We start from the raw sequence: 19891 nt of genomic DNA on the forward strand, positions 1-19891 counted from the left end.
AGAACGATGGAAGGGGCCGTATTTGTGAAAAAAGAGGAACTGAAACGAAAAGCACTGGAAATCGGCCGGGTGCCGGCACACTTTAAACTGGAAATTGAAAATGATGGCGGTGATGAAAAAAGAACCTATTTTTGTTGGACAGATCCTCAGGATGGGCATACTGGCATTAGCGTGGAACTTGGACCGGACGGGCAGCTCGAATCCCTTTCTCGAGATATGGAGCCTGAAAGCGGAGAAAGGCTGTCTGAGGAGCAATTGGAGGATACCATGCGCCAATTTGTTGAGACTTATTATCCGGCAGCGCTCTCTGCCTTTGTCCGTGAAGAAGATGACCGTACATACGACGATAAAGTGAGATTTTCATATGTTCAAATGGAGGAGGGTCTTCCTCTGCCCAGGAGCGGATTTATGGCCGACGTTTCCTTATCAGGTGAGATCATGTCTTTCAGTTATTACGGCAAAGTGGGCAGCATCATCAAGCCGCAGCGGGTGGCCGATGATAAGGAGGCACTTGCCTTTATGAAGAAGGACGTGGAGTTCGACCTTTTGTTTGAGGTCCTTCATCGTTCTGTTTACAAAAATGGGGACGATCAGCCGCATTTGGTGTATGAGCCTGACTGCAGGGCCATTACAGTGCCTGCGGATTTGGTTCAAGAAGAACAAGAACTTGATCATGAGGATGACATGGAGCGGGAAAGCTTTCCCCTCCCTTTATTCGAAGGCATTCACGATAAGGTCGATCCCGGCAGCATGATCGGCATCGAAAACGGTTTTGTCAAAGAGCGGGAAGCGGATTTGGGAGACGGGAGAATCGGGACCGTTTGGCGAAATCCCAATGATCCTTTGTATCAGCCGGAGGATAAAAGCTTGGACAGCTGGTTTAAAGGCCGGAATCATCAAGTGGTGAAAACCATCCATAATAAAGAAACCGGAAAACTCGAAGGCGTCATGTCATTTATGGAGAAAAAAGGGCCTTTGACAGTAAGTGAGGCAGAGTGCGAAAAAATTGCCATTCGTTTTCTGTTTGCTTTATTTCCGAATGCCGATCAATATTTTAAGATCAGATACAAAGAACCGGATGAAGAAGAAAACGCAGTCGCTGGTTTTACATTTGAAGCGCACTGTCACGGAGTTCCGCTCCGGTTCGGGCAGATCAGAATCTGCGTCAGCTGCCAGACGGGTCACATTATCGTTTATATGGGACCGGATATTGACCCGAAAGAGCTGGAAGCCATTCATCCCGTCCCGGCCATTTCAGCAGAACAAGCCAAGTCTATGTTTTGGCAGCATTTTAAAGTTGAGCTGGGCTGGGAGAGAGAATATCGTGATGATGAAGCGCACTGCTACAGGCTCGTCTACAAGCCGGTATATCCGCGTTTTATAGAAGCCCATACAGGAGAGCCTGTGATCAGTTCATGGTAAAGCGGCTGAAATTCACGCAAATGCCGGAGATATAAAAGGTGATATAGGACGAAAGTAACAGAAGGAATATTGAAAAGCAATGACAATAATAGAAAAGGACCTTTCTTCACTTTAAATGAAGAAAGGTCTTTATATATAATAAACAGGATTCTCTTTGTCGTAGACTCTTTGAAAGGATGACTTCATTGGTAAATAAACAGCTGAAAAAGAAGGCGCAAGAGATCGGGAATGTACCGCCGCATTATGAGCTTGAAATAGAAGATTACGACCAAAAGCAAAAGAAGAAGAGGCAGGCATACTTCATCTGGAAGGACCCCGAAAATCCGGAAAAGCACATTACAGTGGAACTCGGTAATGACGGCGCTTTGCTTACCTTTTCAACAACCGTGCGCTCCGAGACAGACAAAAAACTTCCGGAAGCCGAGCTGAAGCTGACGGCTCTTCAGTTCGCCGCTGCCAATCATCCCAATACGTTTATGAATTTTCATTTCCAAGGCAAGGAAGAGCGAGGACAGCACATTCGTTTTATCTATACCAAAATGGAATTAGGGCTTCCGCTTCCCAATTCAGGCTTTTTAATTGAAATGACAAAAAGCGGACAGATCGTCCATTTTTTATATTACGGAGAAGGGTATAAAGCCGAAGTTCCAAAGGAATTTGTAGCAAAAGAGAAGGTTGTGTCTCATTACTTAAATACAATGTCTTTGCAGCTGATGTACGATGTCATTGATGGCGAACAAACCCCCCGCCTTGTGTATGAACCGATTCTGCCGGGATACAGCTATCCTGCGGATGTAGACGACATCGTGCCTGACCAGCATATCGCCGATGAAAGAATAGAAAACGGGACGCCTCTGCCGCCGCTTCAGAACAACGAACAAATCGATATATACGCCATGCTGGGACTCACCTCTGATATGCAGAAAGTCAGTGAAAGAGACTTTGGAGAAGAAATAGGAAGCACATGGCGCAAAGGCAATACGCCGGAGCGTAAGGATTTAAGCATAGGGAGTTATTTTGAAACGAGAAATAAAAATACAATCAAAATGAAGACTGATAAAAGAACAGGGAAATTAAAAGCAGCGATCTCTTTTATTGACCCGCAGAACGGCCGCCCATGCTCAACGGAAGAATGTCAAAGGGCAGCGCTTCAGTTTTTGTACGCCCTCTATCCGAGAGCGGCTGAATTTTTCAGAGTGAATCCCGTCCGAATTGATGATAGAGGGAGGGTCCGCAATCATTTTTCTGTCTGGTATAAAGGCGTGCCGCTGCGGTTCGGCGCCGCCCGCATCATTGTCAATCCGGAAACCGGGATGATTGACGCTTTTATGGCCCCGGATATTGATCCTGAACAGTTAGAAACTATCAATCACAGGCCGGATGTTTCAGCTGAAGAAGCGAGAGAAACATTTTTAGCCGCGTTTGATGTGAAGCTGAAGTGGCAGCCTGATTTTCCAACAGGCATCGATCAGCAATACAAGCTTGTCTATCATCCGGTATATCCTCCCTATATTGATGCGCATATAAGGAAAAAGAAAAGGCTGTGAGGTGTCTAGCGAGGAACCATCTCCAAGTGGGGGTAGTCCTTGAATCGTTTCCAGTCCCCGCCCCACTCAAAACCGAGTTTCTTAGCGATTTCGACAACCTCCAGCCAATCTGATTTTCCGTTTTGATTGCCGTCATATTCCATATCCCATATGATGCTGCCATCCTTTTTTTGAAGAGCGAAATCAATAGCTAAGCCATAGTTATGATACGATTCCCCTCCTCTTGCATAGGTGACAATATTCCCTTTTTTTGTACGTCCCTGTTTATATAATTCGTCTTGTTCCTTAAAGGACCTGAATCCTTCAGTCATGACGACGGTAATGCCTTGATTCGCTGCTGCTGCTTTGAGGGCATCGGCATTCTGCTTCACAATCGGATGAAGATCCGAAGGGACAGGCATATGCTGCAAGGCGTTTTGAGATTGCCATTCATGCCGTATATAGCTAAAACACAGATCAAGAAGAAACAGAATACATAAGACAACAGATGTTTTCGCGGATAATTTCATATCAGTCTCACTTTCTCGTGGTGTGCTGCATGTTAACGCTTTTAAGTGATTGACTCTCTCTAAAAGTGAACAGCTATGATAAAATATAACATAAATAGTAGCAGGAGGAAGGAGGCAGACTGATGAGAGCAAAGATTCCATCTGAAGATGTAGCAGTAAAGCTAAATGAATGGTACAAGCTCATTCGCGCATTTGAAGCGGACCAAGCAGAGGCGTTAAAACGGGAGATTGAATACGATTTAGAAGATATGGAAGAAAATCAGGACTTGCTTTTATATTTTTCTTTGATGGAATTCCGGCACCGAATCATGCTTGATAAGCTGATGCCAGTAAAAGACAGCGACACCAAGCCTCCGTTCTCTGATATGCTGAACGAAATTGAAAGCAATCAGCAAAAACTTACGGGCTTATTGGAATACTACTTTTATTATTTCAGAGGGATGTACGAATTTAAGCAGAAAAATTTTATTTTAGCGATTGACCATTACAAGCATGCTGAGGAAAAGCTCGAGTATGTCGAGGATGAGATCGAAAAAGCCGAGTTTCTTTTTAAGGTTGCGGAAGTGTATTATCACATCAAACAAACGTATTTTTCAATGAATTACGCGAGCCAGGCGCTTGATATCTATACGAAATATGAATTGTACGGGCGCCGCCGTGTGCAGTGTGAATTTATTATCGCCGGGAATTTGGCCGATGTTTATCATTACGAAAAAGCACTGACACACCTGTGCAGCGCCTTAGATCATGCCAGACAGCTTGAAGAAGCGTATATGATCGCCGCCGCCCATTATAATGTCGGCCACTGTAAATACAGTCTGGGCGATTACAAGGAAGCGGAGGACTATTTCAAAACAGCCGCCGCTATTTTTGAGGAGCACAACTTTCAGCAAGCCGTTCAAGCTTTTTTTTCACTGACCCATATCTACTGTAAAGAAGGAAAATACGATAAAGCGGCAGAGACGTATGGCCTCGGGATAAAGAGTGCAACTGAATGGGACGATGACATGTACTTGACGAAATTCCGCCTCATTCATGAGCTGTATCTTGGAAGCGGCGACCGGAACGTGCTTACAGAATGCTTTGACCTGCTGGAATCCCGCCAGCTTCTTGCCGATGCAGAAGATCTGCTGCATGATACAGCGGAACGTTTCAATCAGCAAGAACGTTACGAATCCGCGGCTTTCTTTTACCGCAGGCTAATGGATATTAAAAAGAAGCTTACTGACCAGCGTTTTCAATAGAAGATGGCAGAGAACATACAGGTTCTCTGCTTTTTTATGCTGTTTTCAACCCGGAAAAATGGGGTATTTTCCACTGCATAATGGAAAATCAGAGGAGGATATCGTTTATGTATAAAGATTTAACAGGTAAAACAGCGATTGTGACAGGTTCTTCAAAAGGAATCGGGAAAGCCATAGCGGAGCGGTTCGGTCAGGAGAACATGAATGTTGTCGTGAACTACCACAGCGATCCGACCGGAGCTGATGAAACGGTGGACATCATTAAGCATAACGGAGGAAAAGCTGTCGCAATTGAGGCGGACGTGTCAAAAGAAGCAGGGATTCAGGCGCTCTTGGATACCGCTTTAGAGCATTTCGGCACGCTCGATGTGATGGTGAACAACTCCGGCTTTAATGGTGCGGAGGCTATGCCGCATGAGATGACTCTTGAAGATTGGCAGAGAGTCATTGATGTTAACGTCACGGGAACCTTTCTGGGAGCGAGAGCAGCGCTTAACCACATGATGAAAAACAACATCAAAGGCAATGTGCTGAATATCTCAAGTGTTCACCAGCAGATCCCGCGCCCCGTCAACGTCCAGTATTCCACGTCCAAAGGCGGCATCAAGATGATGACAGAAACGCTGGCGGTCAACTATGCGGATAAAGGAATCCGCGTCAACGCGATAGCGCCCGGTACCATTGCGACAGAATCAAATGTGGATACCAAAAAGGAAGAAAGCAGGCAAAAACAACTGGAAAAAATCCCGATGAAAGCCTTTGGAAAGCCGGAAGAAGTAGCGGCGGCAGCGGCATGGCTCGTATCTGAGGAAGCGAGCTACGTGACCGGCACAACACTATTCGTCGACGGCGGAATGACACTTTATCCGTCTCAGCTTGAATAGAACACAAAACAGGGGGACTGCGGGATGAAAACAGACTGGTGGAAGGATGCGGTGGTGTATCAAATTTATCCGAGAAGCTTTCAGGACAGTAATGGAGATGGAATTGGAGACCTGCGGGGGATCATGTCCCGCCTTGATTACATAAAGGAGCTCGGGGCGGATGTGATTTGGATTTGCCCGCTCTATCCTTCTCCAAATGTTGATTATGGCTATGATGTGACGGACCATAAAGCAATGATGGATTCATATGGAACGATGGACGATTTTCACGAACTGGTTGACCAGGTGCATCAGCGCGGGTTAAAGCTGGTGATGGACTTTGTGTTAAACCACACTTCTGTCGAGCATCCGTGGTTTAAAGAGGCTGAAATGGACAAAAACAGCAAATACCGCAGCTATTATATTTGGCGCCCCGGCACAAAGAACGGTCCGCCGACAGACTGGGTGTCTAACTATGGACGACCGGTCTGGGAATATGAGGAGCACACGGGAGAATATTATCTTCATATGAATGCCGTCAAACAAGCTGACTTAAACTGGGAAAATCCCGAAGTTCGCCAAGCGGTGTATGACATGATGAAATTTTGGCTGGATAAAGGGGTCGACGGCTTGCGTATAGACCAGCTCCATCTCATTTCCAAGAAAGAATATCTTCCCTCGTATGAGGACTATGTCAATCAGCAGGCTGAGCCGAAGCCTTTCCAGCCAAATGGCGAACGAATCCATGACTACTTAAAAGAAATGACAGATGAAGTGTTTTCTCAATATGATGTCATGTCTGTGGGAGAGGTCGGCAGTGTCACACCGGAAGAGGGCCTGAAGTATACGGGAACAGCTAAGCACGAGCTGAATATGATTTTTCATTTTCAGCATATGGAGCTTGACCAGCAGCCCGGAAAAGAACATTGGGATGTAAAGCCCCTTGAGCTTTCTGATTTAAAATCGGTACTGACAGCATGGCAAAAAAAGCTTGAACATCAAGGCTGGAATACATTATATTGGTGCAACCACGACCAGCCCCGGATTGTGTCCAGATTTGGAGACGAGGGGGAATACCGCAAAGCATCCGCGAAAATGCTGGCTACCGTTCTTTATCTCATGAAAGGCACGCCGTATATGTATCAGGGAGAAGAAATCGGGATGACAAACGCGCCGTTTACCCGAATTGAGGACTACAAAGATATCCAAACGATTCATATGTATCATAAACGGGTGTTTGAAAAAGGCTATGATCCAGAAGATGTAATGAGATCAATCTTAGCTAAAAGCCGGGATCACGCCCGGACGCCGATGCAGTGGAGCAGCGGCAAAAATGCCGGATTTACTGACGGCACACCTTGGCTGAAGGTCAACCCGAACTTCACATCCATCAATGTCGAGGAAGCACTGACAGACCCTGATTCGATCTTCACTTACTACAAAAAGCTGATCCGCCTGAGAAAGCAGTACGCTGATCTCATCAAAGGAAGCTATGATCTTTTGCTTCCGGATGATCCGCAGCTGTTTGTATACATGAGAGAAAACGGCAAACAGCAGCTTTTGTCGGTCAATAACTTTTCAAAAGAGCAAGCCGTTTTCCGATGGCCTGAGCACTGCGGCATGGCCCAGGCATCTCTGCTTCTCAGCAATTATAGCAACAGCGGTGATCTTGCTGATGAAATGGTGTTCCAGCCTTTCGAGAGCAGAGTGTATCTTCTCGACAATACAATAAAATGACTCAGCCCGGCTTTTTCAGCCGGGTTTTTTAGGTACATATATTCGCGCCATAGCCGGGAAGAATAAAATCAAAATGAAATTTAATCTTGCAAAACGTAATGACTTCGGTTTATTATGATATAGGATTATAAAATCGTTATCATTTTGATTTAAGTGTTTATGAAAAGAGGGGATATCCGATATGTTTAAAAGATGGGGCGGTTTGTTCGTGATTGCGGCGTGCTTTTTACTAGTTGCAGCATGCGGCAACTCATCAACAAAAGGGTCGGCGGATTCTAAAGGTGATAAACTGCACATTGTCACAACGTTCTACCCAATGTATGAATTTACAAAACAAATAGTAAAAGACAAAGGCGATGTGGATTTGTTAATCCCTTCTTCAGTTGAACCGCATGATTGGGAGCCGACGCCGAAAGACATTGCCAACATTCAGGATGCCGATTTGTTCATTTATAATAGTGAGTACATGGAAACGTGGGTACCGTCAGCTGAAAAAAGCATGGGCCAAGGTCATTCCGTTTTCGTCAATGCAAGCAAAGGCATTGATTTAATGGAAGGCTCTGAGGAAGAAGAGCACGGGCATGGAGAGCATGAGCGCAGCCATGCAATAGACCCTCACATATGGCTCAGCCCTGTTTTGGCGCAGAAGGAAGTTAAAAATATTACGGCGCAAATCGTGAAGCAGGACCCGGATCATAAAGAATACTATGAGAAAAATAGTGCAGAATATATTGCAAAACTGCAGGATCTTGATAAACTATATCGTACAACCGTAAAAAAAGCGGCGAAGAAAGAATTTATCACGCAGCATACAGCTTTTGGCTATCTGGCAAAAGAGTACGGCCTGACGCAGGTTCCGATTGCAGGGCTTTCGCCTGACCAAGAACCAAGCGCAGCCGACTTGGCAAAGCTGAAAACATATGCCAAAGAACATAACGTAAAAGTCATTTACTTTGAAGAAATTGCATCCTCAAAGGTCGCAGATACGCTAGCCAGTGAAATCGGCGCGAAGACAGAAGTGCTGAATACACTGGAAGGCTTAAGCAAAGAAGAACAGGACAAAGGTTTAGGGTATATCGACGTGATGAAACAAAACCTCGATGCTCTGAAAGATTCACTATTGGTTAAATCATAAGATGGTGTGCGCCGGAGGGTGCACACTATTTCTTTGTGAGAAAGGAAGATTAACATGAATCTCGTCTCATTGAAAGATATCGTATTCGGCTACTCCCACACGCCTGTTTTAGATAAAGTATCACTGGATATTGAAAGCGGTGAGTTCGTCGGCATCACGGGACCAAACGGCGCCTCTAAATCGACGCTTATAAAGGTGATGCTCGGCATGCTGAAACCGTGGGAAGGCACGGTGACGATCAGTAAAAGGAATACAGAAGGAAAACGGCTGACGATAGGATACGTCCCGCAGCAAATTTCTTCATTTAATGCCGGCTTTCCAAGCACAGTGCTCGAGCTTGTTCAGTCAGGGCGCTATGCAAAAGGGAAATGGTTTAAACGGTTAAATGAAGAAGATCATATCGAGGTAGAAAAAGCACTGAAAATGGTGGAAATGTGGGAGTTCCGCCACCGTAAAATCGGCGATTTATCAGGCGGGCAAAAGCAAAAAATCTGTATCGCCAGAATGCTAGCCAGCAATCCTGACCTTCTCATGCTGGACGAACCGACAACAGCCGTTGACTATGACAGCAGAAAAGGATTTTACGAATTTATGCACCATCTCGTGAAAAATCACAACCGCACAGTGGTAATGGTTACTCATGAACAAAATGAAGTACAGCAATTTTTAGATAAAGTGATTCGATTAGAGAGAGGAGAAAAAGGCGGATGGAAATGTTTGACTTGGAATTCATGCGACGAGCTTTTCTAGCAGGCGGCATGATCGCCATCATGGCCCCGATTTTAGGGGTGTATCTCGTTCTCAGAAGACAGGCCTTAATGGCTGACACGCTTTCACATATTTCTTTATCGGGTGTTGCCATCAGCTTTTTTCTCAGCACCAATATCACCGCGGCGAGCATAGTTGTGGTGACCGCCGGCGCAATCGGGATTGAATACATGCGGCGGGCATATCGGACGTATTCAGAAGTGTCCATTGCCATCTTAATGGCGGCCGGCTTGTCATTTGCGATGTTTTTAATCAGCCTTTCAAAGGGCACCGCTAATCTGAGCATCGATCAATACCTATTTGGATCGCTCGTGACGGTAAACCAGCAGCAGGTGTACATTATCAGTATCATTACACTGCTGATCCTGCTTTACTTTATCGTCCTGAAAAGACCGCTCTACCTGCTGACATTTGATGAAGCAACAGCGAAAACATCGGGGATTAATACAAACTTCCTGTCGATGTCATTCAGTATCGTTACAGGCCTTGCGATCTCAGTCATTATTCCGATCATCGGGGTTCTTCTTGTATCAGCCCTGCTCGTATTGCCGGCAGCATTCGCCATCAGAATTGCAAAAGGCTTTAACATGGTATTTATAACAGCCATACTGATTTCATTATTCAGCGTATTTATGGGACTGACATCGTCCTATCAGCTTGGAACGCCCCCAGGGCCGTCAATTACCCTGCTTTTGATCGTGCTGCTTTTGATCGGATTTGCGGTTCAAGGTGTTTGGACATTTATCAAAAAAGAAACCCAGCGCAAAAAGGCGCGCCAGTAGCTTGAAAAGCAGTTTCCCACAGGGAAAACTGCTTTTTTTATAGAAACAGCTCGGCAAGACGCTCATACGATTCTTTTTTCGCTTCAAAATCAAACACATTGCACAGAACCATAATTTCATTTGTGTCATAAAGGTTTTTGAGCTCTAAAAGCTGCTGTTTGACAGTGGTTGGAGAACCGATCACCATCCGCTTTCTGTTTTCTTCTATCAATTTTTTATCAGACGCTGTATAGGGATTCGCTTTTGCTTCCTCAATGCTCGGCACGCGGCTGTCCAAGCCTTTTCCGACGCGAAGAAGCCATAAATCCTGGCTTAACGCAAGCTCTTCTGCCTCTTCATCTGTTTTTGCGCAAATGACAAAAATCGTAAAAAGTGCTGCTGGAGACGAAAAATGGGGTGAAGGCCGAAAGCTTTCTCGATATACGCGAAACGCGTTTTCACCCCGTTCTGGATTAATGAAATGCCCAAACACATATCCAATCCCCTGCTGCGCCGCGTGTCTTGCGCTGTTTTCACCGAGACCGAGCACCCATAGCTCAGGTGCAGTGTCAATAAGGGGCGCCGCTTTGATTCCAATATACGGATGCCCGGCAGGCAGGGAATCGGTGAGAAAATAAGAGACGTCCTGCAGCTGTCTGTTAAATTCGGTTAAGCTTTTTTTCACCCCGTCCGTTAGCGCAAGACGGGTTTTTGTCGTGCCGCCGGGGGAACGGCCGACACCAAGGTCAATCCGATTTGGATACAGCGCCTCAAGCTGGCGAAAGGTCTCAGCCACTTTAAACGGGCTGTACTGGGGCAGCAGCACGCCGCCTGACCCGACACGAATCGTGCTTGTCTGTGCCGCGATGCGTGCGATCATAATTTCAGGCGCCGTGCTTGCCAGTCCTCTCGTGCTGTGATGTTCGGCAAACCAATAACGCTTATAGCCCCACTGCTCGCTCAGTGCGGCAAGCTCAACCGAATGCTGAAGAGTCGTCACAGGGCTTTCTCCTTTAGAAACAGGTGCCTGATCAAGTACGCTTAAATGAATCAAAAGGCCGCTTCCTTTCTGTCTGTTTTTAGAATGTGACACAAGAATAGGCAAAATGGCTCGCTCGCGTCAAATGGTTTGTTTAAGATGCGTACTTCATAGCATCTGCAAAACATATATCAAATATGGAAGTTTTTTTTCGAGGTTTTTCGTCAATTATTCTTAACTTTTACGAAACTTTGATATAATAACAAACGTATATATTAATAATTTACCGCTTATTTACCTTGTGAGCGTAAAAATAAATGTGACTATCTTCACATTTCGATGAGTAGGAGTGAATCGTGTGGCAATTTCTTTAGAAAAAGGTCAGCGAATTGATTTAACAAAAGGAAAAGCCGGCCTGTCAAAATTGATGGTCGGTCTCGGCTGGGACCCGGTGTCTTCAGGCGGAGGATTCTTCAGCAAACTGCTTGGCGGAGGCGGTCCGAATATCGACTGTGACGCTTCAGTGGTGATGCTGGAAAACGGAAAATTCACTGATAAGAATAACTTGGTTTATTTCGGGAACCTGAAAAGCCGCTGCGGCGGTGTACAGCATACAGGCGACAACTTGACGGGTGACGGCGCGGGCGATGACGAGCAAATTATGATAGATTTGAATAAAGTGCCTGCAAACATCGATAAGCTTGTATTTGTAGTGAACATTTACGATTGTGTCAGAAGAAAACAAGATTTCGGCATGATTCAAAACGCGTTTATCCGCGTCGTTAACCAATCTAATCATGAAGAAATGCTCAAATACAATTTGAGAGACAATTATGCCGGCAGAACAAGCCTCATTACAGCAGAAATCTACCGAAGCGGCAGTGAGTGGAAGTTTGCGGCGATTGGTGAAGGCACAAACGATACGAGATTAGAAGATATTATCAACCGATACGTATAAAAGAAAAGGAGTGGATGAAACATGACAATTTCATTGGCAAAAGGACAAAAAGTAGATTTAACAAAAACAAATCCGGGTCTTTCAAAGGTTGTTGTCGGTTTAGGCTGGGATACGAACAAGTATGACGGCGGGCACGACTTTGATCTTGATTCAAGCGTGTTTCTGTTAGATGCGGCGGGCAAATGCGCGTCTCCAAACGACTTTATTTTCTACAACCAGCTTGAAGGCGGCAACGGTTCAGTCGTTCATTCAGGCGATAACCTGACTGGCGCTGGCGAAGGCGATGATGAGAATGTAAAAGTGAATCTCAGCGCTGTACCGGCAAACATTGATAAAATCTCATTTGTTATCACCATTCACGACGCAGAAGCGCGCAGCCAAAACTTTGGACAAGTATCAAACGCGTTCGTCCGCATCGTAAATGAAGAAACAAATGAAGAGCTCATCCGTTACGACCTTGCGGAAGATTTCTCTATTGAGACAGCAATCATTGCAGGGGAGCTTTACAGACATAACGGCGAGTGGAAATTCTCCGCTATGGGCTCAGGCTACCAAGGCGGCCTTGCCCGCATCGCAACGGACTACGGTTTGCAAGTCGGTTAAGACAAATACGAAGAGCAGAAAGGAGAGAGGCAGTATGGCCATTCAATTATCAAAAGGACAGCGAATCGATTTAACGAAAACAAATCCGGGACTCACAAAAGCGGTGATCGGCTTAGGCTGGGATACAAACAAGTACTCCGGCGGAGACGATTTTGACCTGGATGCTTCAGCCTTTTTAGTTGATGCGCATGATAACTGCGTGAATGATCTCGATTTCGTCTTCTATAATAACCTTGAACATCCAAGCGGCGGTGTCATCCATACGGGTGACAACCGCACGGGTGAGGGCGACGGAGATGATGAGCAGATTATCGTTGATTTTTCAAAGGTACCTGCTCACATTGAAAAAATCGGCATCACAGTGACCATTCACGACGCTGACGCACGCAGCCAAAACTTTGGACAAGTTTCCAATGCGTTTGTGCGCGTTGTGGATGAAGAAACGCAGAATGAGCTTCTTCGCTTTGATTTAGGAGAAGACTTTTCCATTGAAACGGCTGTTGTTGTTTGTGAGCTTTACAGACACGGCGGAGAGTGGAAATTCAATGCGATCGGCAGCGGTTTTTCCGGCGGGCTGGCTGCATTGTGCCGGAACTACGGTTTGCAAGTGTAAGCGAGTGACAAATAGAGAAGTCACCGTTTCAAATTAATAGGAGGAAAAAATTTGGACTTTTTACATCATATCATGTCTACGTATGCTTCATTTTTCGATTGGAAAATGTGGGGGGAAGTGCTGACTGATCCTGTTTCCTGGGGTCTGATCGGCTCCCTTGTTGTTCTGGAAGGCCTTTTATCGGCCGATAACGCGCTTGTTCTTGCGGTCATGGTCAAACACCTGCCGGAAAAACAGCGGAAAAAAGCGTTAACGTATGGTTTGTTTGGAGCTTATATTTTCAGGTTTATTTTCATTGGGCTTGGTATGCTCCTCATCAAATTCTGGTGGATCAAGGTGCTTGGCGCCCTCTACCTGGCTTGGCTCGTCATTAAGCACTTCTGGATCGGCGAAAATGATGAGGAAGCGGACGGCATGAAGAAAAACTCTTGGATGGTCCGCACGTTCGGGATCTTCTGGGCGACTGTCGTTTCAGTTGAATTAATGGACCTTGCCTTCTCTGTGGACAGCATCCTTGCCGCGTTTGCGGTATCTGAAAAAGTATGGGTGCTTTTGATCGGCGGTATGCTCGGTATTCTGATGATGCGTACAGTGGCGAAAGTATTCCTTGTCCTGATTGATAAAATTCCTGAGCTGGAAAACACAGCATTCGTGTTAATCGGTATTATCGCGCTGAAAATGGCGGCGAGCGCTTTCCATTACGAAATGCCGCACTCTGTATTCTTCATGATCATTATCGCAGCATTTGCGGTAACATTGATCATTCACTACATCAACAAACAAAAGCAGGTGCGCGAACAAACAGCCGCTTCAAAAGAAGAATAAAACAAAACAAGGAGGGAGGTTCAATGTCCTTCCTTTTTTGTTACAGAAATATCTTCTCATGACAAACCGGAAAGGAGGATAAGATGAGACAAGAAGAACTAACCATTCATAAAGCACTTCCGGCGGAGGGAGAGTGGAAAAGCCTGCTGTTTCAGCCACTGCCCGAGCGGGATCACTATGAAACAGAACAAGGCCTTTCATTTTCTCGTCTTGCCGGGCAGATATTAGGCACGCCTATTGATGAGACAGACTACTATAACGAGCTGTATGAGCTGTCTGTAAACGACCGCATTACCATTCTGAGTGAAACGCTTGATAAAACAATCGAACCGGAAACATTTCAAAAGCTTCAGCATATTCATTCCATCAATCAGAAAGAAAAAGGGCTGTCAGTCAGCCGTTTTGTTGCCTTTCTGGACGGGGAAAAGCTGATTGCGAAGCACTCAAATCCCTTGATGCACCGCCATTTAAGAAAAGCGCTGATGACGCTTTTACATACCTTTGCGGACAGTCATGACAAGGGGCTGAATCATCCTGATTTTCGCAGAGTGCTGCTTGATGTTTCGAAGTTTTCTTTGAATCACCTGAATCCTTGGCTGGAAAAAACCGATATAGAGCGGGAGATGCCAAAGGTTGTTTGGTACGGAGACGCGACGAAAAGCCAGCTCTATTTCTTATATTATCTGATGCTAGTCGGCTGCGATGTTCTGTTGTTCCATCCGGCGGGTACCGATCAGCTGACGCTTGTTGATCCGAAGCAGGAGCTCAGTTTTACGGAAAAGCTCCCCGACGTTTCAGAGCTTCAGCCATTTCCAAAAGAAAAACCGGACCGGAAATCAACAGTCGCCTACCGCTCAACAAAGGAAATTGAACATGTGCTCAATCACGAAGAATCCATGCTGTACAAGCCATGGCAGTTCAGAGATCACACACCGGTATCTGTTACATTGAAAACGACCTATGATGAACTGTTTTTAATCACGAAAGAGCGCGCCTTTATTCGGCCGAATTTCAAAGCTGATAAACATTCCATCGAGATTCCGAATGTATTCGCCAAAATTATGGGTGTGTCGAAAGACAATAAAGAATATTGGAACAGGCTTCATACATTAGCGGATTATCAGGAAACAGAAATGGTCAGAAGCTTTCCGTTTACTGAAGAAATAAAGTCAAACTATCAATTTCACTACAGCCACGCACTTGATCACGAGGGGAACATTGATCCGGACAAGCTGATGGCAAGCAATGTGTGGCAGTACAAGCAGCTGCCGGCGGGCGTTCAGACTGCCATTGCCAAGACCATTTCGAGAATGTGCAGACACCCGCGGCTTAAGGCCCTGCCTCAGGAACAAATCAAAGATGTTCAAATTTACTTGTTTAAACAAACAACAAACCTGCCTGCTCATCTGCTGAAACTGATTCACATGTTCGACTACGCGCAAACCGTTCCGAAACTCGTTTTATATCATACGGAAATGAGCGGCGGACTCACGCGTTCGGATGCTGTGGCTCTGCTGTTCCTAAATGAAATCGGGATCGACATCATGATTTATAACCCTCCCGGCCATCAAGATATTGAGCAGTTTATTGAAGAGGATCAGTATGATATCCACTGGCTCGACGACATGGTGTTTCAGCAGGACTATAAAGAGCCTTCGATTGTGAGCAGGCTGTTCAGAACGATTACCCAAAAATAAGGAGAGAAGAAAAGCATGACAACTGAAAACCAAAATCCTCTTGTTCTCGATAAAAACGAAGAAATTTCCCAGCAAAAAGCTGACGATATCCGTCTCCAGCTCCGTCAGGAACCAGAGGTGAAGCGGCTTGTTCAGCAAATAGACGTCAAAAACCAAATGGAGCTGCTTGAGTACGGCAAGGAGCCGGCCGTTGAAATTTCCAAGTTCTCTGACCGCATCCTGGGAATGATGAAAACAACAAGCGTGACAGACTCCGGCACAATGCTGACTCAGCTCGGGAAAATCATGGACCGCTTCGATAAAAACGATTTTGATGAGCCGAAGGGATTAATGGCGAAAATTTTCAAACGCGGCGGAAGCATGATTGAAAAAATCTTTAAAAAGTATCAGACACTCGGCGGGGAGATTGAAAAAATCAACGTTGAGATTTCGAAATACAAAGATGAGATGACAAAGACGAACTACACGCTCGATGAAATGTATGAAAACAATATCAAATACTATATGGAGCTTGAAAAATACGTCGTTGCCGGGCAAATGAAGCTGGAAGAAATGCAGTCGGTCCTTCCTTCATATGAAGAAAAAGCGGCAAGCGGAAATCAGCTGGCGCAAATGCAGCTCGATACACTGCGCAATGGCATTCAGGCGCTTGAAGAACGGGTGTATGATCTGGATATGGCACGGATGGTGGCTCTTCAAACGGCACCTCAAATCCGTCTCCTGCAGCGCGGAAATGCAAAGCTGATCGGGAAAATCAATTCAGCGTTCATTATCACCATTCCGATTTTTAAAAACGGCATTATTCAGGCTGTTACCGTGAAACGCCAAAAGCTTGTGGCTGACTCCATGAGCGAGCTTGACCGCCGGACAAACGAGATGCTGAGACGAAATGCCGAAAACATCTCGAACCAAAGTGTTGAAATTGCCAGAATGGCCGGCAGACCAAGCATAGATATTGAAACAATCGAATCGTCTTGGAACACGATCGTCAGCGGCATGCAGGAAACAAAACAAATCGAAGAAGAAAACAAACGCCTCCGCGAAGAAGGCGCGAGACGTATTGCCCAGCTGCAGGATAATATTAAAAAAGCAGCCTTGCAGCAATAAAAGGAACCCCGCTTGTGAAACATAAGCGGGGTTTTTCATTTCCTTCATTTTGTTAATGACAACATGTAAAGACAGGTGTAAACTTAAACGGTAATCATTTTGCATATCAGAGGTGTTGGCAATGGGAAAACGACAGCCTATTTCCCAGCGTAAACTGCTGGGCGTCGCCGGCTTAGGGTGGCTGTTTGATGCAATGGATGTCGGAATATTATCGTTTATTATCGCCGCGCTCCATGTGGAGTGGAATCTGTCGCCTGAAGAAATGAAATGGATCGGAAGCGTCAATTCCATCGGCATGGCCGCGGGTGCGTTTTTGTTTGGTTTACTGGCTGATCGAATCGGCCGCAAAAAAGTGTTTATCATTACCCTTTTGTGCTTTTCCATCGGAAGCGGCATTTCCGCTTTTGTAACGAGCTTATCAGCATTTCTCATTCTTCGTTTTGTCATCGGGATGGGGCTTGGCGGAGAGCTCCCAGTTGCTTCAACACTTGTATCGGAAGCGGTTGTGCCTGAGAAGCGCGGCAGAGTGATTGTGCTCCTGGAAAGCTTTTGGGCCGCAGGCTGGCTCGCAGCGGCACTGATTTCTTACTTTGTGATCCCAAGCTTCGGCTGGCAGGCTGCCCTGCTGTTAACCGCGCTGACTGCTTTTTATGCGCTGTACTTGCGGACGGGTCTGCCTGATTCGCCGAAATATGAGTCGCTTTCTGCCAAAAAGAAATCGGTGTGGGAGAATGTAAAAAGCGTCTGGGCAAGACAGTATATAAGGCCGACTGTGATGCTGTCGATCGTGTGGTTCTGCGTGGTGTTTTCTTATTACGGCATGTTCCTATGGCTGCCGAGTGTCATGCTGATGAAAGGCTTCAGCATGATTCAAAGCTTTGAATATGTCCTGCTGATGACGCTTGCTCAGCTTCCGGGCTATTTTTCCGCTGCATGGCTGATTGAAAAAGCGGGCCGGAAGCGGATACTCGTCATTTACTTGATCGGTACGGCAGGAAGCGCCTATTTCTTCGGAACAGCTGATTCCTTAGGCCTTCTGCTTACGGCGGGCATGCTGTTATCGTTTTTCAATCTTGGTGCGTGGGGCGTGCTGTATGCCTATACACCGGAGCAATACCCAACAGCGATTCGCGCAACAGGTTCAGGAACGACAGCGGCGTTTGGAAGAATCGGCGGCATCTTCGGCCCGCTGCTCGTCGGAACGCTCGCAGCCCGCCATATTTCGTTTTCAGTCATCTTTTCAATCTTTTGCATTGCCATCTTACTCGCAGTTGCTTGTATTTTGATTATGGGGAAAGAAACAAAACAAACTGAGCTTGAATAAGCAAAGCACCTCGCGATTGAGGTGCTTTTCTTACATTTACGCCCGGGCTGCGGATTGGCGATTCCCGGTTGTCTGGTAGAGCGTCATCGACAGGATGAATAGAATGGCTGTAAATCCTGTGACGGCTCCGAAATGGTGTGCGCTTTGATATAAAAAACCTGCAGCACATGTGCCGACAGTGGTACCTGCATACATAGCGGCATTGGAAAGGGAAGCGATGGTTCCTCGCGCATTCGGTGAAATGGATTGAAAAACACCCATCATTAACGGAAAGATGATGCCAGCTGTAAAGAATGTGAGAAAAAAGCTTGTTTCTACTAAAATTAAGTTAGGAAAGAAAGGAAGAGCGAAATAGAGAGCGCCCATCAGCAGCATGCCGCCGATCAATGTTTTAAACATGCCCAGCTTTTCTGAAATCCGGCTTCCGAGCAGGCTTCCGAGCATATTTCCCAGTCCGAGTACAAGCATAGCGGCGCCAATTTGCGACACGGTTAAATGATAATCCGCAGAAAGCCAAGTGCCGAGAAAGCTGAACGATGCGAAATTTCCGGTTTGAAAGAGGAAATAGGCCAGCAAAATGACCGCTGTTTTCGGCAGCGAAAACAGCTCCCGATATGGAGCGGAAATTGACGTGCGCGCTATTTGTTCAGTAGGTCGAATATCAGGCATAACAGCCGCCAGAATCAATAGAAGAATAAGCGAGCACGCTGACAAAACGAAAAAGGGCGTATGCCATGTAAAGGAAGCGAAAAAACCTCCGATCGGCAGTCCGAGCATTTGTGAAGCGGCCAATCCCGCTGTTGCAATCCCCATGCTTTTCATGATCTGAGAAGGCTGGACGAGGACAGGGATGGACGCCCAAACTTGAGGCGTCACAAACGCAGCGCTAACGCCTGCGGCAAAACGGAACAGGCACATGGCGGCAAAAGAGGGTGCGATGCCGCATAAAAACGTGGATACGATAAAGCCTGCAAGTCCCCACAGCATGACTGTTTTCCTGTTAAGCCTGTCTGAGATCGGGCCCGCAATTAAAGCGAACAGCGCATAACCGAGTGCATAAGCACTGACCATCCAGCCCGACAAATCGGTAGAGACATGAAACTGATCCTGTAAAAGCGGGAGAAGCGGAGAAAGTAAAAAAGTATCCGTGCCAATGACAAACATCACACTGAAGAAAAGCCAAATACGATTCAAATGTTATCACTCCTATAGTTTTATAACTTTGAAACTATGAAACAGATATGTATAGAGGAAACCCTTTGTTAAAGGGTTTCCAAAAAGCCGGGCAGGTATGTTTGAAATGTGTCTTCCCGCAGGCTGACGTATTTTGTCCGTGAATTTTTCCGGGTTGCCGTTAATCCCGCTTCCCGCAGCGTTTTAAAATGATAGGATGCTGTGGTTTTGACAATATCGCATTTTTCACCTACTTCACCGCAGCTGAGTTCTTTTCCGCTGTAATAAAGCGTTCGAATAATGGCAAGCCTTGATTCATCAGACAGCGCTTTAAAGATTTGGGCTCTGATTTGATCATCTGATTGTTTCATAGTCATGAAACTATAATACATAATGGGAGGTGGAAAAGCAACTTATTTTTCCAGTAAAGGAGAACAATTATAGAAAAAAAGAGGAATTAAGTTCCATTAAAAGCGCTTTCAAATATAGGTGAGCGAAATATCACCTGTAAAATACAATCATAAAGGAGTATAACAGAGTATTTAGAAGCATAAATAAGGTCAAACGGCCACAGGGATGTTTATAAAGAAATGATACAGAATAATAGGAAATATGCTGTTTGTGGA

The 19891-nt window shown here is 45.7% G+C and carries 19 protein-coding genes; 15 read left to right on the top strand and 4 right to left on the bottom strand.

Features of this window, described 5'->3' with window-relative positions; translation table 11 throughout:
• The first annotated feature begins 6 nt into the window (after window positions 1-6).
• Together G4P54_RS01610 and G4P54_RS01615 are read left to right on the top strand one after the other, a co-directional pair.
• On the top strand, window positions 7-1422 hold the full coding sequence (locus tag G4P54_RS01610) for a YcdB/YcdC domain-containing protein (RefSeq protein WP_167871575.1): 1416 nt from the start codon (window positions 7-9) through the stop codon (window positions 1420-1422).
• A gap of 185 nt (window positions 1423-1607) precedes the next feature.
• Window positions 1608-2969: a YcdB/YcdC domain-containing protein gene (locus G4P54_RS01615; RefSeq protein ID WP_167871576.1), complete on the top strand. Its 1362-nt coding sequence runs from the start codon at window positions 1608-1610 to the stop codon at window positions 2967-2969.
• A gap of 5 nt (window positions 2970-2974) precedes the next feature.
• Here G4P54_RS01615 and cwlK read toward each other — a convergent pair whose 3' ends face one another.
• Entirely contained in the window at window positions 2975-3478 is a 504-nt protein-coding gene (cwlK, locus tag G4P54_RS01620) for a peptidoglycan L-alanyl-D-glutamate endopeptidase CwlK (protein WP_024715547.1), read from the bottom strand.
• 122 nt (window positions 3479-3600) lie between these two features.
• Between cwlK and rapJ the strand changes: the two genes are divergently transcribed.
• From rapJ to znuB, 6 genes are all read left to right on the top strand, one after another.
• Window positions 3601-4722 (top strand): response regulator aspartate phosphatase RapJ, encoded by a 1122-nt coding sequence (gene rapJ / locus G4P54_RS01625; protein ID WP_024715546.1) that lies wholly within the window; start codon window positions 3601-3603, stop codon window positions 4720-4722.
• 107 nt (window positions 4723-4829) lie between these two features.
• Window positions 4830-5606 carry an SDR family oxidoreductase gene (locus G4P54_RS01630; RefSeq protein ID WP_167871577.1) on the top strand — a complete coding sequence of 259 codons (777 nt, stop codon included), beginning with the start codon at window positions 4830-4832 and terminating at the stop codon, window positions 5604-5606.
• A 24-nt stretch (window positions 5607-5630) separates the two neighbouring features.
• Window positions 5631-7322 carry a glycoside hydrolase family 13 protein gene (locus G4P54_RS01635; RefSeq protein ID WP_167871578.1) on the top strand — a complete coding sequence of 564 codons (1692 nt, stop codon included), beginning with the start codon at window positions 5631-5633 and terminating at the stop codon, window positions 7320-7322.
• Between the two features lie 181 nt (window positions 7323-7503).
• The gene (locus tag G4P54_RS01640) at window positions 7504-8457 is read left to right on the top strand and encodes a metal ABC transporter substrate-binding protein (protein ID WP_024715543.1); all 954 of its coding nucleotides are present in this window, start codon (window positions 7504-7506) and stop codon (window positions 8455-8457) included.
• Window positions 8458-8511: 54 nt separating this feature from the next.
• On the top strand, window positions 8512-9207 hold the full coding sequence (gene znuC, locus G4P54_RS01645) for a zinc ABC transporter ATP-binding protein ZnuC (protein WP_167871579.1): 696 nt from the start codon (window positions 8512-8514) through the stop codon (window positions 9205-9207).
• Entirely contained in the window at window positions 9165-10007 is an 843-nt protein-coding gene (znuB, locus tag G4P54_RS01650; RefSeq protein ID WP_167871580.1) for a zinc ABC transporter permease ZnuB, read from the top strand. The genes znuC and znuB overlap by 43 nt, the downstream gene beginning before the upstream one ends.
• Window positions 10008-10044: 37 nt before the next feature.
• Here the strand turns inward: znuB and G4P54_RS01655 are convergent, their stop codons facing one another.
• On the bottom strand, window positions 10045-11040 hold the full coding sequence (locus tag G4P54_RS01655) for an LLM class flavin-dependent oxidoreductase (RefSeq protein ID WP_167871581.1): 996 nt from the start codon (window positions 11038-11040) through the stop codon (window positions 10045-10047).
• Window positions 11041-11323: 283 nt separating this feature from the next.
• Between G4P54_RS01655 and G4P54_RS01660 the strand changes: the two genes are divergently transcribed.
• The 7 genes from G4P54_RS01660 to niaP all read left to right on the top strand — a co-directional run bounded on the left by G4P54_RS01660 (window position 11324) and on the right by niaP (window position 18092).
• Entirely contained in the window at window positions 11324-11923 is a 600-nt protein-coding gene (locus tag G4P54_RS01660) for a TerD family protein (protein WP_024715539.1), read from the top strand.
• A 21-nt stretch (window positions 11924-11944) separates the two neighbouring features.
• Window positions 11945-12526 carry a TerD family protein gene (locus G4P54_RS01665; protein WP_024715538.1) on the top strand — a complete coding sequence of 194 codons (582 nt, stop codon included), beginning with the start codon at window positions 11945-11947 and terminating at the stop codon, window positions 12524-12526.
• A gap of 34 nt (window positions 12527-12560) precedes the next feature.
• On the top strand, window positions 12561-13139 hold the full coding sequence (locus tag G4P54_RS01670; protein ID WP_024715537.1) for a TerD family protein: 579 nt from the start codon (window positions 12561-12563) through the stop codon (window positions 13137-13139).
• A gap of 51 nt (window positions 13140-13190) precedes the next feature.
• The gene (locus G4P54_RS01675; protein WP_024715536.1) at window positions 13191-13964 is read left to right on the top strand and encodes a TerC family protein; all 774 of its coding nucleotides are present in this window, start codon (window positions 13191-13193) and stop codon (window positions 13962-13964) included.
• 83 nt (window positions 13965-14047) lie between these two features.
• A complete protein-coding gene (locus G4P54_RS01680; RefSeq protein ID WP_167871582.1) occupies window positions 14048-15661 on the top strand; it encodes a YceG family protein in 1614 nt (537 codons plus the stop codon).
• A 15-nt stretch (window positions 15662-15676) separates the two neighbouring features.
• Window positions 15677-16768, top strand: coding sequence for a toxic anion resistance protein (locus G4P54_RS01685; RefSeq protein ID WP_024715534.1), 1092 nt, complete (start codon window positions 15677-15679; stop codon window positions 16766-16768).
• A 121-nt stretch (window positions 16769-16889) separates the two neighbouring features.
• A complete protein-coding gene (gene niaP / locus G4P54_RS01690; RefSeq protein ID WP_101562676.1) occupies window positions 16890-18092 on the top strand; it encodes a niacin permease NiaP in 1203 nt (400 codons plus the stop codon).
• Window positions 18093-18128: 36 nt separating this feature from the next.
• On the opposite strand, the gene G4P54_RS01695 is transcribed toward niaP, so the two are convergent.
• Complete coding sequence (locus tag G4P54_RS01695; RefSeq protein WP_167871583.1) at window positions 18129-19286, bottom strand: MFS transporter; 1158 nt, start codon at window positions 19284-19286, stop codon at window positions 18129-18131.
• A gap of 68 nt (window positions 19287-19354) precedes the next feature.
• Window positions 19355-19657 (bottom strand): ArsR/SmtB family transcription factor, encoded by a 303-nt coding sequence (locus G4P54_RS01700; RefSeq protein ID WP_081719893.1) that lies wholly within the window; start codon window positions 19655-19657, stop codon window positions 19355-19357.
• Window positions 19658-19891 lie beyond the last annotated feature (234 nt).

The sequence above is a fragment of the Bacillus tequilensis genome (assembly GCF_012225885.1).
Lineage (GTDB): Bacteria > Bacillota > Bacilli > Bacillales > Bacillaceae > Bacillus > Bacillus tequilensis.

Coding starts and splice junctions, on each gene's coding strand:
- G4P54_RS01610 (WP_167871575.1), top strand. CDS start 7: ATGGAAGGGGCCGTATTTGTGAAAAAAGAGGAACTGAAACGAAAAGCA.
- cwlK (WP_024715547.1), bottom strand. CDS start 3,478: ATGAAATTATCCGCGAAAACATCTGTTGTCTTATGTATTCTGTTTCTT.
- rapJ (WP_024715546.1), top strand. CDS start 3,601: ATGAGAGCAAAGATTCCATCTGAAGATGTAGCAGTAAAGCTAAATGAA.
- G4P54_RS01630 (WP_167871577.1), top strand. CDS start 4,830: ATGTATAAAGATTTAACAGGTAAAACAGCGATTGTGACAGGTTCTTCA.
- G4P54_RS01635 (WP_167871578.1), top strand. CDS start 5,631: ATGAAAACAGACTGGTGGAAGGATGCGGTGGTGTATCAAATTTATCCG.
- G4P54_RS01640 (WP_024715543.1), top strand. CDS start 7,504: ATGTTTAAAAGATGGGGCGGTTTGTTCGTGATTGCGGCGTGCTTTTTA.
- znuC (WP_167871579.1), top strand. CDS start 8,512: ATGAATCTCGTCTCATTGAAAGATATCGTATTCGGCTACTCCCACACG.
- znuB (WP_167871580.1), top strand. CDS start 9,165: ATGGAAATGTTTGACTTGGAATTCATGCGACGAGCTTTTCTAGCAGGC.
- G4P54_RS01665 (WP_024715538.1), top strand. CDS start 11,945: ATGACAATTTCATTGGCAAAAGGACAAAAAGTAGATTTAACAAAAACA.
- G4P54_RS01670 (WP_024715537.1), top strand. CDS start 12,561: ATGGCCATTCAATTATCAAAAGGACAGCGAATCGATTTAACGAAAACA.
- G4P54_RS01680 (WP_167871582.1), top strand. CDS start 14,048: ATGAGACAAGAAGAACTAACCATTCATAAAGCACTTCCGGCGGAGGGA.
- G4P54_RS01685 (WP_024715534.1), top strand. CDS start 15,677: ATGACAACTGAAAACCAAAATCCTCTTGTTCTCGATAAAAACGAAGAA.
- niaP (WP_101562676.1), top strand. CDS start 16,890: ATGGGAAAACGACAGCCTATTTCCCAGCGTAAACTGCTGGGCGTCGCC.
- G4P54_RS01700 (WP_081719893.1), bottom strand. CDS start 19,657: ATGTATTATAGTTTCATGACTATGAAACAATCAGATGATCAAATCAGA.